Genomic DNA, 12,689 nt, shown 5'->3' on the forward strand with positions numbered 1-12,689 from the left:
TCCGGCCGGAGGAGGGACGGGGGCGTAACACCTTTGACGGGTGAGGGTGCGAGAGTGGGGGCGTGAGCCCGGTCGACCTCGCCCCCGAACCCCTCTCCGGCACCGGCGCCGCCCCGGTGGTGCAGCCCGCGCCGGCGCCGGCGGGTGTCTCGTCGTCCATCGGTTCCAGAGCCCTGCGGATCACCGCGATCGTGGCCGTGATGCTGGTGGTGGCCACCGGCGTCACCCGCCTCGAACAGCACCGGGAGCGCTCGCAGAACGCCGTCTCGGCGTTGCTCACCGGAGTGGTCGGGATCGGGCCGGACGGTGAGCGGATCGCGATTCCCTCCGACACCGACCCCGCGGTCGTCGAGTTCTACCCGGGCACCCGCGTGCTGACGCCGGACTCGGTGGCCGTGCTCACCCGCACCACCGTCACGGCCGAGAGCGCGTCCAGGTCGGCCGAACTGGCGCAGCAGCAACGTGACTGGATCGAGTCCGGCACCAATCCGGCCGAGGGCGGCCCCTACGAGGAGATGGTCGAGACCGCTCTGCTCGACATCCACACCCTGCTGCTCGACAACGGCGCCTCGCTGGCCGGCTGGCCCGCCGCCTGGCGGTACGTCTGGCCCCGTGACGCCGCGTTCGTGGCGGTCGCGCTGGTCGAGTCGGGACACCCGGACGACGCGTTGCGCGTGCTCGAGTTCCTCCAGCGCCAGCAGCCCTCCGACGGCGTGTTCGAGGCCCGCTACCGGCCGGAGGAGACCGGCGTGCCGGACGCCCGGGGCAAGCAGAGCGACGGCATCGGCTGGGTGCTGTGGGCCACGCTGCGGCTGGTGCGATCCCTGCCCGAGCAGGACGGCCAGGAGGTGCTGGACACGCTCCGGCCGATGATCGAGGCGTCCACCGACGCGGCGCTCCGGCTGACCGACACCGACGACGCCCTGCCCCCGCACTCCCAGGACTACTGGGAGGTGCCGATGTACCGGCTCAGCCTGGGCACGGCGGCGCCGATCGCGCTGGGCCTGCGCTCGGCCACCTCGCTCCAGAACCTGCTCGGCGGCCGCACCACCGCGCGGGCCGCCGCCCGTCGCGCGGACCGGCTGGAGCAGAGCATCACCACCGAGTTCGGCGCCCACGGTTATCCCCGCGAGCTGGGCGGCGACGCGTCCGACGCCTCGCTGGCGTTCCTGCTGCCGCCCTTCACCGACCAGGCGGTGCCCGACGTGGTGAGTGCCTGGCGCCGGGCCGCCCGCGGGATGACCCGGCAGGCCGGCGGCCTGGCCCCGGGCGTGGGCTGGCGCAACGACGGGATCAGCTGGACGCCGCAGACCTCGCTGTTCGCCCTGAGCGCGGCCTCGATCGGCGACACCGCCACGGCCACCGGCTACCTGGACTGGATCAGCGCGCACCGCACCGTCTACGGGGCCGTTCCGGAGAAGGTGCTCAGCACCGGCGCCCCGGCCGGCCCGGCACCGCTGGCCTGGTCGGACGCCCTCGTCGTGATGACCGCGGCCGAGCTCTGAGGTCCATCCGAACCCGCCACTCGTACCTTCAGCCACTCCTGGGTACCGCAGGCCCGTCGAGGCCATTGATCACGCGGGGGAGCGCTACCGTCACGTCCGGTCATCAGTCTCTTTCTGTGCCCCGGGGATGTCGTGAACAGCAGACGCTGGCTCTCTTTCGGTCTTGTCCCGTCGATCGGCCTGGGGGTGGTCGCCGCCCTCCTCGCCTCGGCCCTGACCGGCGCCGGGCCCGCCACGGCGGTGACGCCGGAGGTGCCCTCGAAGCAGTCCGGGATGCCCTGGGCGAGCGGCGCCTTCATGCCCGACTACGTGCCCGCCGCGCAGGTGAGCTTCGGTAAGGAGCGGGGCGTGAGGTCCGACGTCGCCGTGGTCTACGCCGGTCGCACCGACTGGGACGCGGTGAGCAACCCGACCTGGCTCTGGCGCCAGTGGAAGTCCGCGCCGCAGACCCTGGTGATCAGCAGCGCGCCGTTCCCGGAGACCGGCAACTGGTCGCTGGCCGCCTGCGCCCGCGGCTCCTACGACGAGTACTGGAAGGACTTCGGCCGCAGTGCCGCCGCCTCCGGCATGGCCGGGCGCACCGTGGTGCGGCTGGCCTGGGAGTTCAACGGCACCTGGGTGGCCTGGGCGGCCTACCGGCCGGCCGACTTCGTCGGATGCTGGCGCAACATCTTCACCGCCGCCGAGTCACAGGCCCCGAAGCTGCGCTGGGACTGGACGGTCAACCGTGGCATCGGCGACGCACTCAGCGACGCGACGCGGGCCTGGCCGGGTAAGAAGTACGTGGACTTCGTCGGCATCGACACCTACGACGGGTACCCGGCCGTCACCACCAAGGCCGGCTGGAACAAGCAGCTGAACGGCAACCAGGGGCTCAGGTTCTGGGCGGACTTCGCCCGGCGCAAGGGCAAGCGGCTGAGCGTGCCGGAGTGGGGGCTTTACCCGGGGTACGCCTGGAAGGGCAACGGCGGGGGTGACAATGCCAACTACATGACGAAGATGTTCAGCTTCTTCCGGTCGGTCGGCGGCAACCTGGCCTACGAGGCGTACTTCAACGACACCGACCCGGCCCATGCCGGGGCTCTGAGCCTCAACCCCAAGGCCAGGGCGGAGTACCGCAAGCAGGTGAAGGCGGCGGTCCGCCGGGCCTCGCGGTAGACGCGGCGCAGTCGATTCGCAGCGCATTGTGCTCCGGTCGCCTGCGGTTGAAAAGTGCTAGCAGACAGTGACGTTCGCCGCCCGGAGAAACTTCCCCGGAATCGGCACGCGTGGCCCAAGTTGTCGGTGGGTGCGCCTAGTCTCATCTCCACCTCGAGGATCGTTTGTTAGGGAGCGGCAAGGGTGGAGCTCATCCAGGCGCGGGCACTCGCTATCGGGCTCATGCGGCGTCACGGGCTTTCCGGGTGGCGCCTCGTCTTCGACAACGCCAAGACCCGGGCCGGCATCTGCCGGGCCGAGCCACGGGAGATCGGCCTCAGCCGGGTGCTGACACAGCTGCACAGCCGGGCCGAGGTCACCGAGACGGTGCTGCACGAGATCGCGCACGCATTGGTCGGCCCGGCACACGGGCACGACGACATCTGGCAGGCCCGGGCACGGGCCATCGGCTGCTCGGGCACCCGGTGCCTGCCGGTCGACGCGCCACGGCCACCAGGGCCGTGGCGCGGAACGTGCCCACGGGGGCACTCGATCACCCGGCACCGGCAGCCGGTGCGGGTGCAGTCCTGTGGGGAGTGCTCGCGCGCGTTCGACCCCGCGGCGCTGCTCGACTGGACGCGTCACGGCGAGGTGGTGCCGATGCATCCCAGTTACGTGGCCGAACGGCGGTGGGTGATGCAGCGGGCCCGGCCGGCCCGGCCGGAACCGGCGGTCGCCGCCCGCGGCGCCCTGCCGGAGCCGGCCGTCACCGGGCGCGACGCGGCGCTGTTCCCGATCGGCACCCGGGTGCGGCTGATCTGCCCGGGCAAATACGCCGACAGCACCGGCAAGGTGGTCAAGATCGGGCGCACGCGCTACCACGTGCAGGTGCGGCGCCAGCTGCTCACGGTGCCGTTCGCCCAGGTGGAGAGAACCGGCTGAACCCTGGCCCGCAGGCCTGGCACCGGTCAGGCCTGCGGGGTCACCACCGTCCAGCTGCCGCTCGCGGTCGTCACCACGTCGCCGGGGCGCAGCTTGCGGCCGCGCCGGGTCTCCGGTTCCCCGTTCACGTCCACGTCGCCGCCCGCGATCATCAGCTTGGCGTCGCCGCCGGTGTCGATCGCCCCGGCGAGCTTGAGGAACGACCCGAGGGGGATGTACTCGTCATGAATCTCGACTTCAGCCACGGGGCCATGATGCAGCCGGGCTCCTCGTCGTCCCAAAATTGACCGGTGGAACCCCGACCAGCGTTCGTGCTGCACGACCACCGGGTGCCCCGCCCGCACTTCGACCTGCGGCTGGAGGAAGACGGTGTGCTGAGGTCGTGGGCGGTCCCGCGCGGTCTGCCCGACGCGCCCGGCCGCAACCGGCTGGCGGTTCACGTGCCCGACCACGCCCTCGACCACCTCACCTACACCGACGAGAACAAGTTCATCGCCGACATCGGCTGGTGGGAGCTGATCGACCGCAACGACCGGCGCTTCGTGTTCGTTCTGCACGGCCGCACCGACGCTGTCCGCTACGCCCTGATCAGGACCGACAGCGACTGGCTGCTGCACCGCACCAAGGAGCAACCTCGACTGGTGCACGACGGGGAGCCGCGCCAGCCTGCCGGTATGACACAGCTCAAGGTGGGCGACAAGGTCTCCTGGAACACCCCGCAGGGCACCACGCACGGGGTGGTGAAAGCCGTGAAGACCAAGAACTTCCAGCTGGCCGGGCAGAAGTTCACGGCCGGTGACGACGAGCCGATGTTCGTGGTGGAGAGTGACAAGAGCGGCAAGCGGGCCGCGCACCAGGCAGGGGCGTTGCACCGGCGTTCTTGAGTACATTGGGCCGGTGGCGAAGCGGAAGACGAAACGTGCTCCCCAGGCGGCGCCGATCCGGCAGCTCGGCGACCCGGTGCTGCGCACCCAGGCCGACCCGGTCACGGTGTTCGACGAGTCGCTGGCCGCGACCGTCGAGCTGATGTTCGCGTCGATGTACGAGGCCCACGGGGTCGGCCTGGCAGCTAACCAGATCGGGCTCAGCCACGCGCTTTTCGTGATGGACTGCGAGGGCGTGGTGGCGGTCGTGGCCAACCCGCGTCTCACGTTCGTGTCCGAGGAGACCGCGACCGGCGCCGAGGGATGCCTGTCGGTGTCCGGGCACAATTTCCCGACCGCCCGCGCGGTGCGCGCCACCGTGGTGGGGCAGGACGTGACCGGCGCGCCGGTCGAGATCACCGGTGAGGGCGAGGTCGCCCGCTGCCTCCAGCACGAGACCGATCACCTGATCGGCAAGGTCTATCTGGACCGGCTGTCCGGTGACGTGCGCCGGCGTGCGCGGCAGGAGGTCGAGACGGTCGCGTAGACCGGGCGGGCTTCCTGGTAACCGGGGATCGCTGATCCCTGGTTGCGCGTGGCGGGGGTGCCGATGATGGTGGCGTGGACCGAGATGCCCTGGCCGACTTCCTGCGCCGCCGTCGTGAGGCTCTACAACCGGTGGACGTCGGTCTGCCCGTCGGCATGCGCCGCCGCGCGAGTGGCCTGAGGCGGGAGGAGGTCGCCGGGCTGGCCGGGATGTCCACGGACTACTACGCCCGGCTGGAGCAGCGGCGCGGACCGCAGCCGTCCGAGCAGATGGTCGCGGCGATCGCCCGGGCCCTGCGGCTGACCCTGGACGAGCGCGACCACCTGTTCCGGATCGCCGGGCACAACGCCCCGACCCGGGTGGTGCGCTCCGACCACGTGGCGCCGGGCCTGATGCGGGTGTTCGACCGGCTGGACGACACACCGGCGATGATCGTCACCGACCTGTCCGAGACGCTGATCCAGAACCGGCTGGCGGTCGCGCTGCTCGGCGAGGCGACGTCGTACACCGGGTTCGCCCGCAGCGCCGTGTACCGCTGGTTCACCGACCCCGCGGAGCGGCTGCACTATCCGGAGCGCGACCACGACCATCAGAGCCGGACGCAGGTGGCGCAGTTGCGCGCGGTGTCGGCGGTGGGCGACCGGCGAGCCCTCGACCTGGTGACGGCGTTACGGGCGGCCAGTGAGGAGTTCGGCGTGATCTGGGACCGCCACGAGGTGCGGGGGCGGGAGAGCGACACGAAGACGCTGGTGCATCCGGAGCTGGGCGAGATCGGTGTCGAGTGCCAGAAACTGTTCACCGAGAACCGGGCACAGATGCTGTTGGTGTTCACGGCACAACCCGGGTCGGATGGCTACGAGAAGTTACAGTTGCTCAGCGTGCTGGGAAATCAGCAGTTTGTTTCCTGAGGGTTGATGGAATAGCCGCTGAACCGGTCCGGATTGTTTCCGCGTTTTATTGCCTGGTTACGGCCGGGTTTTCTGCGGGGGCGGAGGCCGGCGAGCTCCGGGAGCGAGGTCCGCCGGCCTCCGGATTCACATGTTCTCCTCGTGGCCGAAGAGCGGTAGAGCTAGATGTCGAACTCGCCGTCCCGAGCGCCGCCGACGAAGGCCTCCCACTCGGCACGAGTGAAGGCGAACGGGGCGACACCAGGGTTTTTGCTGTCGCGCAGGAGAACTTGACCCGTGCGGGGCAGCAGGTTCGTGGCTACCTCGACGCACGCGTTGCCGTTACCGCTGCGGCTGCTCTTGAACCATTCGGGAGCGATGTTCTCCGTCACTGTGCAATCCTTCCAGGAAGGTGGTGATTACCGAGCGGCTGGCGCCTGGATCCAGCGAGTTATTCATGACGTCCGACCAGACCAACCGGTAACTATGCACCTCGGCGGGTTTGGTCAGATACATGGCGCCAGTCAGCGAGTCAGAGTACGCCATGGGTGGTTCCAGAGGCTCGTCCGTGATCGGGTCTCTGGGGAAATGCAGAAGAATGAACGAACCGCTCGCCACACCACCATGCATTCCGCTTGCCCAGGGGATGACCCGCAGTTCGACGTTCATCCGCTGGGTCACGTCGAGCAGGTGCCGTAACTGCTCGCGGGCCACGTCGGGGCCCATGCCGACGAGCCGGTGCAGCACCGCCTCGCAGATCGCGACCTCCAGCCGGGGCGCCATCGGACGGGTCAGCAGCGACTGTCTCTCCAGGCGTGCCTGCACCCGCCGGGCCGCCTCGCGGTCGTCGACGAAACCGGGCGGCACCTGCATCACCCGCTCCGCGTAGGACTTGGTCTGGAGCAGACCGGGCACCAGTTCCTGCTCGTAGTACTGGATGGTGGCCGCCGAGTCCTCCAGCGACACGTACATCGCGAACCACGGCGGGAGGGACGTCTCGGTGTAGTCGTGCCACCAGGACTTGCGCGGGCCCAGCCGGGTCTCCGCGGTGAGGGCCATCAGCACCTCGCGATCGGTGGACGAGGCCTGGTACTGGTCGAGCATGTGCCGCACCTGAACGTCGCGGAACTTCACCCCGTCGTTGCCGTTCTCCATCCGGATGAGGGTGGACTTGCTCAGTTCCACCCGCTCCGCCGCCTGGTCCTGGGTGAGACCGGCCTGCACGCGTAGCCGTTCGAAATGTCGCCCGATATGGCGGCGCAGCAACGCTATTCCGATGGCCCCGGCAGGTTCAGCCATTGTGCTCGACCTTTCCATCTGATTCGTGTTGTCAGGCAATTGAACACTATCTACCGGTGAGTTTGCTTGTCTCCTATGGATTTGCCGCGAGTTTTTCAGCAAACCGCTTCTGATAGTTGTCAATTCGCTGCCGAAGGAGTTAGATGCCGTCATCTCGAGAAGCGGGTGGGTCGCTACGGCATCGCGAGAAGGGCATGGTGGTGGAGGATTCAGGGGAGCCTGTTCCGGATGTGACGACGGGTGTCGGATCCCCGGCCGGTCTGGTTTCTGGGGTTACCGGAGTTTCTGGGGTTTCCGGGCTCCGGCGTCGGGGCGTCATGACGCTCCTGCCCGAGTTTTCCCCGTTCCGGGAGTTTCCTCATCAGCCGGCCCGGACTCCTGAAAGGGGTGTTTCCGGGCGTATTCCCCGTATTCTGGCCGCCGTGCGTGACGACGGTACGCAGTGGGTCGGCCGGTTCCGGGTCGACCTGGTCAACGGGCGGGGGCAGGCGGTGGCGCCGGCCGAGCTGGAGGTGCGAGGCGAAACCGTTCACCTGAGCCATGAATCGGCTGAGGTGGCGGTGATGTCGCGGCGCTTGTTCGCCCGGTGGCTGGGGGACTGCGGCGGTGTTCCGATGATGGCGGGGAACGTTGTCTGGGCCGCCCGGCCGGAGGCTCTCGCGCTGGCCATCGGTGCGGCCACCTATCTGCTCACCGACGATGCCCGGCGCCGGGTGGTGCTGCTGGTCTGACCTCCGGCGCCGCTGTGATGGTGAGAAGCTCTCTCCCACAGTCCTTGTCGGAACCCCCGTTCTCCTGGTCCGGCTGCTCCCACCTGTGACTCGCCGTCGCCGATCTCGATGGCGAGTCCCCTGAAACGGCTCGGCCCTCGCCGGCGCGCCTCCCTCCGCGCGTTGCCCCTCCCCGGGGTGTGGCGAGGGCCGAGCCCTTGTTCTTCTTCGTGGGTGCACCGCGAGTGCAGCTCCGGTTGGCTGGTCTGGCCTCCGGTTGGCCGGTCTGGCTTCCCGGCTGGCCGGTTCGGCTTCCCGGCCAGCCGGTTCGGCTCCGGTCAGGTGGTGGCCAGCACGAGCGGGTAGACCGCTGTCGCCCCCGCCAGCCTCAGTTGCCGCGCGGCGACGGTCATGGTCCAGCCGGTGACCGTGCGATCGTCGATCAGCAGCACGGCCTGGCCCTCGACGCCGGGGGCGTCCCCCTCCGGCACCAGCGTGTAGCGGTCGGCCACTGCCCGGACCCGCTGTGCCGAGTTGGCCGTGCCCTCGTGAGGGGTGGAGGCCGGATCGGGCACCAGCCGGGCGGCGAGCGGCAGCCGCAGGTATTTCGACATGCCCTCGGCCAGGTGCCGCACCAGGTGGGGCCGGGACAGCGACTCGATCACGACGATGCAGCCGGGCTGCTCCGGGATGTCCCAGTGATCGAGCACCGCCACGATCGCGTGCCGCAGCGGCACCGGGACCTCGCCGTCGGGCGTGTCCGGCTGGAAGAGCGCCCGCAGTTGCTCGCCCCAGCCCAGGTCGGTCACGCCGGCCACGGCCCGGCCCGAAGCCGCCTGCTCGGCCGGGGGGATGCGGCCCTTCAGCGGCACCCCGAGCTCGGCCATGCCGTTCGGCCACTGGCGGCGTGCCTCCACCGTCACACCGGGACGGTCGAGCGCCTGACCGGCTGTCTCGACGTCGGATTCGGCCACCTGGACGTTGAGCTGGACCCCGCCGCACCGGTCGCAGCGGCCGCACTCGCCGGCCTGGTCGTCGTCCAGAGTTCGACGGAGGAACTGCATGCGGCAGCCGGGGGTGCTCACGTAGTCGAGCATCGACTGCTCCTCGGCCCGCCGGGTCGCCCGCACCCGCTCGTAGCGCTCCTCGTCGTACTGCCACGGCTGACCGGTGCTCACCCAGCCGCCCCGCACCCGCTGCACCGCACCGTCGACGTCGAGCACCTTCAGCATCATCTCCAGGCGGGAGCGGCTGAGGTCGACCTGCGTCTCGAGCAATTGCGTGGACATCGCCCCGTCCCGCCCGGCCAGCGCGTCGAGGGTGGCGCGCACCTGATGCTCGGCGGGAAAAGCCAGGCCGGCGAAGTAGTTCCAGATCTCACGGTCCTCGCGGCCGGGCAGCAGCACCACCGTCGCGTCGGCCAGCCCTCGCCCGGCACGCCCGACCTGCTGGTAGTAGGCGATCGGCGAGGGCGGGGCGCCCAGGTGGATGACGAACCCGAGATCGGGCTTGTCGAAACCCATTCCGAGGGCCGACGTGGCGACCAGGGCCTTGACCCGGTTGCCCAGCAGATCGGCCTCGGCGGTGCGGCGCTGGGCCTCTTCGGTCTGCCCGGAGTAGGCCGCCACCTCGTAGCCGGCCTGCCGCAGATGCTCGGCGACCTGTTCGGTGGCGGCGACGGTGAGGCAGTAGATGATGCCCGACCCCGGAAGGGATTTCAGGTTCTCGGCCAGCCAGGCCAGACGCTGCGCCGGGTTCGGCAGCTCGGCCACGGCCAGGTGCAGCGAGTCGCGGTCGAGCGTGCCGCGCAGCACCAGCACGTCGTCGAGGGTGGAGGTGCCGGTGACCGACAGCTGCTCGGCCACGTCGGCCGTCACCCGCTGGTTCGCCGTGGCTGTGGTGGCCAGCACCGGCACCCCGGCGGGCAGCTCGGCGAGCAGGGTGCGGATGCGCCGGTAGTCGGGCCGGAAGTCGTGACCCCAGTCGGACACGCAGTGCGCCTCGTCGATCACCACCAGCCCGGTCGCCGCGGTCAGCCGGGGCAGCGCGCGCTCCCGGAAGTCGGGGTTGTTCAGTCGCTCGGGCGAGACCAGCAGGACGTCGACCTCGCCGGCCTCGATCGAACGGTAGACCTCGGCCCACTCGTCGGGGTTGGAGGAGTTGACGGTGACGGCCCGGATGCCGGCCCGCTCGGCCGCGGCGATCTGGTTGCGCATGAGCGCCAGCAGCGGCGAGATGATGATGGTGGGCCCGGCCCCGGCGGCCCGGAGCAGGGCGGTGGACACGAAGTACACCGCCGACTTGCCCCAGCCGGTGCGCTGCACTACGAGGGCGCGCCGCCGGTCGACCACGAGGGCCTCGATCGCGGTCCACTGGTCGTCGTGCAGCCGGGCCTGCGGCGAGCCGACCAGACTGCGCAGCGACTCCTCCGCGCGGGCGCGGACCTCCTGGTTACGGGTGGCCGTGGTTGTCGTCGTCACGGGAACGAGCCTGCCACGAGGGTCCGACAGTTCCGAACCGCGACTGCCACCTGTGGACAACACGGCGATCCCGCGAACTGTGGACCGAACGATTCAAGCGTCTTCCGGTTGTGGCCGAACACCTCCAGGTGAGTCCTGCCTACCTCGCCCCCAAAGCCGGCGACGCCACCAGTCTCGGCCTGCCGCGCCTGTGTCTCGGCTTCGCCGGGATCCACGCCGTCAGCGCGCTGCTCGGGCTCTTCATGGAGGTCGAGTACCGCGGGGTCCTGGTCGCCGTGGACGGGGTCTGCGCGGTGCTCTTCGCCCTCATCGGCTTCCTCGCCTCCACCCGGAGGCTGCCCGGCTGGAGGCGGGAGACGGCAGCCGCGATGGTGCCGATCCTGGCCGCCACCGCGGCCTGCGCCCGGGCCGGGCTGATCGACCAGTACTGGCCGGCCGCCGAGCTGATCGTCGCGGCCTGCGCGGCCTGTGTGGTCACGGCGCGCAACTGGTTCTGGTCGGTGCTCGTGGCCTGCGGGGCGCTCTGGGCCGGATGCCTGATCACCGCCGCCGCACGCGGCGGATTCACCGCTGACGAGGCTGTGCGCTGGATCAACGTGCTGCTCCTGGTGGTCGCCGCGGGGGCTCTGGCCACCGCCATCCGGGCGGCTCGCACCAGCGCGGCCATGGCCCTGGTGGACGCCCACCGGCAGGTGATGGAGCAGTCGGTGAAGGACCCGCTCACCGGGGTGGCCAACCGCAAGGGCCTGGAACTGGTGGCCCGCCCGATGATCGACCTGGCCCGGCGGCAGGGGCACGCGGTGCACGCGCTGGTGGTGGACGTGGACACGCTGCGCGGCATCAACGAGGAGCACGGCGTCCGGGACGGCGACACGGTGCTGACCTCGGTGGCCGAGGCGCTCCAGGTGGCCACCCGGGCCACCGACGTGGTGGCCCGCTGGGGCGGTGACGAGTTCGTGATGATCGGGCCGGGCACCGGGACCTCCCCGCTGGAGATGGAACGGCGCATCCGGGCGCACCTGGCCGAGACGGTCGAGCTGCCCGCCGAGGTCTGGCAGGGACGGGTCAGCGCCGGGATCGCGACGCTCGTGCCCTGGGACGCCGACGACCTGGAAGGACTGCTGGAACGGGCCATTCAGGACCTGTCGCTGCGCCGGTCGCTGAAGCGGCGGGCCGCGGCGCGGATGAAGGACGAGGACGAGCCCCCGCCCGACCTCGCCCCGCCGGAGGTCAGGGAGGTCGCGGGCAAGCCCGACGCCGAGGCCTGAGTGACCTGAGCGACGAACGGGACCGTAGTACCGCAGTACGGCGGCCGCGGTCGCCCGCCATCCACGCTAGATTCGGCGTCCATGGCCGGTTCTGTCGCCGTCGTCACCGATTCCACCGCCTACCTGCCGGCCCCCACCGCGGCCGCCCTGGGCGTCACGGTGGTTCCCTTGCAGGTCGTCGTGGGTGGGGTCGCGCGTCCCGAAGACATCGGGTCGGGCACCGAGATCACCTTCGGCGCCGGAGAAGTGGTGTCCGCGCTGCGTGCCGACCGGCAGGTCAGCACGTCCAGGCCGGCTCCCCAGGTGTTCGTGGACACCTATCGCCGGCTCCGGGCCCGGGGATTCTCCGCCGTGGTGTCCGTCCATCTGTCCGGTGACATCTCCGGCACCGTCGAGGCGGCCCGCCTGGCCGCGGCCGAGGTTGCCCCTGACGGACTCGCCGTCGAGGTCGTCGACTCCCGCTCGCTCGGTATGGGCCTGGGGTTCGGCGTGCAGGCCGCCGCCGCGGCCGCGGCCGCCGGGGCGGGTGTGGACGACGTCGCCCGGGCCGCGTCCCGCCGATCGCTGAACAGCTCGATCTACATCTACGTGGACACGCTCGAGTTCCTCCGCCGGGGTGGCCGGATCGGGGCGGCCACCGCCTGGCTGGGCTCGGCGCTGACCATCAAACCGGTCCTCGCGCTCGCCGACGGCCGGCTGGAGCCGCTCGAACGGGTGCGCACCTCGCAGCGGGCGCTCACCCGGCTGTTCGAGCTCGCCGTCGACGAGGCGGCGCAGGCGGCCGGGCAGACGGTGGACGACGACGGAGCGGGCACCAGCATCGCCGTGCACCACCTGTCCGCGCCGGAGCGGGCGGACGAGCTCGCGGGCCGGCTGCTGGAGCGTCTGCCCGCGGTCGGCGAGATCACGGTCACCGAGGTCGGGCCGGTGATCGGCGCCCACGTCGGTCCGGGCGCGGTGGGTGTGGTGGTGGCCCGTTCGCTCGGGACCTGAGCCGGTCGGTACGACCGGGGAGTTGTCCACAGATCGGTTCCGGGCGTGGAGGGCGGGG

13 protein-coding genes and 1 pseudogene are annotated in these 12,689 nt (G+C 70.7%); 10 read left to right on the plus strand and 4 right to left on the minus strand.

Features of this window, described 5'->3' with window-relative positions; translation table 11 throughout:
- The first annotated feature begins 62 nt into the window (after window positions 1–62).
- From KIH74_RS17825 to KIH74_RS17835, 3 genes are all read left to right on the plus strand, one after another.
- The gene (locus KIH74_RS17825) at window positions 63–1,505 is read left to right on the plus strand and encodes a glycoside hydrolase family 15 protein (RefSeq protein ID WP_214157105.1); all 1,443 of its coding nucleotides are present in this window, start codon (window positions 63–65) and stop codon (window positions 1,503–1,505) included.
- A 132-nt stretch (window positions 1,506–1,637) separates the two neighbouring features.
- On the plus strand, window positions 1,638–2,663 hold the full coding sequence (locus tag KIH74_RS38705; protein WP_214157106.1) for a glycoside hydrolase family 26 protein: 1,026 nt from the start codon (window positions 1,638–1,640) through the stop codon (window positions 2,661–2,663).
- Window positions 2,664–2,846: 183 nt separating this feature from the next.
- Window positions 2,847–3,584, plus strand: coding sequence for a SprT-like domain-containing protein (locus KIH74_RS17835; RefSeq protein WP_214157107.1), 738 nt, complete (start codon window positions 2,847–2,849; stop codon window positions 3,582–3,584).
- 26 nt (window positions 3,585–3,610) lie between these two features.
- Here KIH74_RS17835 and KIH74_RS17840 read toward each other — a convergent pair whose 3' ends face one another.
- Window positions 3,611–3,829, minus strand: a complete 219-nt coding sequence (locus tag KIH74_RS17840) for an RNA-binding S4 domain-containing protein (RefSeq protein WP_214157108.1) — start codon at window positions 3,827–3,829, stop codon at window positions 3,611–3,613.
- A 45-nt stretch (window positions 3,830–3,874) separates the two neighbouring features.
- On the opposite strand from KIH74_RS17840, the pseudogene KIH74_RS39245 reads away from it, so the two are divergent.
- The 4 genes and pseudogenes from KIH74_RS39245 to KIH74_RS37820 all read left to right on the plus strand — a co-directional run.
- Window positions 3,875–4,219 (plus strand): annotated as a pseudogene (locus KIH74_RS39245) (DNA polymerase ligase N-terminal domain-containing protein); the annotation flags it as partial.
- 39 nt (window positions 4,220–4,258) lie between these two features.
- Window positions 4,259–4,468 (plus strand): hypervirulence associated TUDOR domain-containing protein, encoded by a 210-nt coding sequence (locus KIH74_RS39250; protein ID WP_372492091.1) that lies wholly within the window; start codon window positions 4,259–4,261, stop codon window positions 4,466–4,468.
- A 13-nt stretch (window positions 4,469–4,481) separates the two neighbouring features.
- Window positions 4,482–4,994, plus strand: a complete 513-nt coding sequence (gene def, locus KIH74_RS17850) for a peptide deformylase (RefSeq protein WP_308113863.1) — start codon at window positions 4,482–4,484, stop codon at window positions 4,992–4,994.
- Between the two features lie 74 nt (window positions 4,995–5,068).
- On the plus strand, window positions 5,069–5,902 hold the full coding sequence (locus KIH74_RS37820; RefSeq protein WP_308113864.1) for a helix-turn-helix transcriptional regulator: 834 nt from the start codon (window positions 5,069–5,071) through the stop codon (window positions 5,900–5,902).
- A gap of 161 nt (window positions 5,903–6,063) precedes the next feature.
- On the opposite strand, the gene KIH74_RS38710 is transcribed toward KIH74_RS37820, so the two are convergent.
- Both KIH74_RS38710 and KIH74_RS17865 read right to left on the minus strand, forming a co-directional pair.
- Window positions 6,064–6,273: a DUF397 domain-containing protein gene (locus KIH74_RS38710; RefSeq protein ID WP_214157110.1), complete on the minus strand. Its 210-nt coding sequence runs from the start codon at window positions 6,271–6,273 to the stop codon at window positions 6,064–6,066.
- Window positions 6,224–7,180, minus strand: a complete 957-nt coding sequence (locus tag KIH74_RS17865) for a helix-turn-helix domain-containing protein (protein WP_214157111.1) — start codon at window positions 7,178–7,180, stop codon at window positions 6,224–6,226. Before KIH74_RS17865 ends, KIH74_RS38710 begins: the two co-directional genes overlap by 50 nt.
- A 422-nt stretch (window positions 7,181–7,602) precedes the next feature.
- Between KIH74_RS17865 and KIH74_RS17870 the strand changes: the two genes are divergently transcribed.
- Complete coding sequence (locus tag KIH74_RS17870) at window positions 7,603–7,911, plus strand: tudor domain-containing protein (protein ID WP_214157112.1); 309 nt, start codon at window positions 7,603–7,605, stop codon at window positions 7,909–7,911.
- A 317-nt stretch (window positions 7,912–8,228) separates the two neighbouring features.
- Here the strand turns inward: KIH74_RS17870 and KIH74_RS17875 are convergent, their stop codons facing one another.
- Window positions 8,229–10,370, minus strand: a complete 2,142-nt coding sequence (locus KIH74_RS17875; RefSeq protein WP_308113865.1) for a RecQ family ATP-dependent DNA helicase — start codon at window positions 10,368–10,370, stop codon at window positions 8,229–8,231.
- A gap of 128 nt (window positions 10,371–10,498) precedes the next feature.
- Here KIH74_RS17875 and KIH74_RS38715 point away from each other — a divergent pair, with 128 nt between their 5' ends.
- Together KIH74_RS38715 and KIH74_RS17885 are read left to right on the plus strand one after the other, a co-directional pair.
- Window positions 10,499–11,638, plus strand: a complete 1,140-nt coding sequence (locus tag KIH74_RS38715; RefSeq protein ID WP_214157113.1) for a GGDEF domain-containing protein — start codon at window positions 10,499–10,501, stop codon at window positions 11,636–11,638.
- A gap of 81 nt (window positions 11,639–11,719) precedes the next feature.
- Window positions 11,720–12,631, plus strand: coding sequence for a DegV family protein (locus KIH74_RS17885; protein ID WP_214157114.1), 912 nt, complete (start codon window positions 11,720–11,722; stop codon window positions 12,629–12,631).
- Window positions 12,632–12,689: the final 58 nt, after the last annotated feature.

Source organism: Kineosporia corallincola (assembly GCF_018499875.1).
GTDB classification, from domain to species: domain Bacteria; phylum Actinomycetota; class Actinomycetes; order Actinomycetales; family Kineosporiaceae; genus Kineosporia; species Kineosporia corallincola.

What these genes read in the sequence shown, in the direction of transcription:
- KIH74_RS39250 (WP_372492091.1), top strand. Translation starts at nt 4,259, where the DNA reads ATGACACAGCTCAAGGTGGGCGACAAGGTCTCCTGGAACACCCCGCAG.
- KIH74_RS17865 (WP_214157111.1), bottom strand. Translation starts at nt 7,180, where the DNA reads ATGGCTGAACCTGCCGGGGCCATCGGAATAGCGTTGCTGCGCCGCCAT.
- KIH74_RS17885 (WP_214157114.1), top strand. Translation starts at nt 11,720, where the DNA reads ATGGCCGGTTCTGTCGCCGTCGTCACCGATTCCACCGCCTACCTGCCG.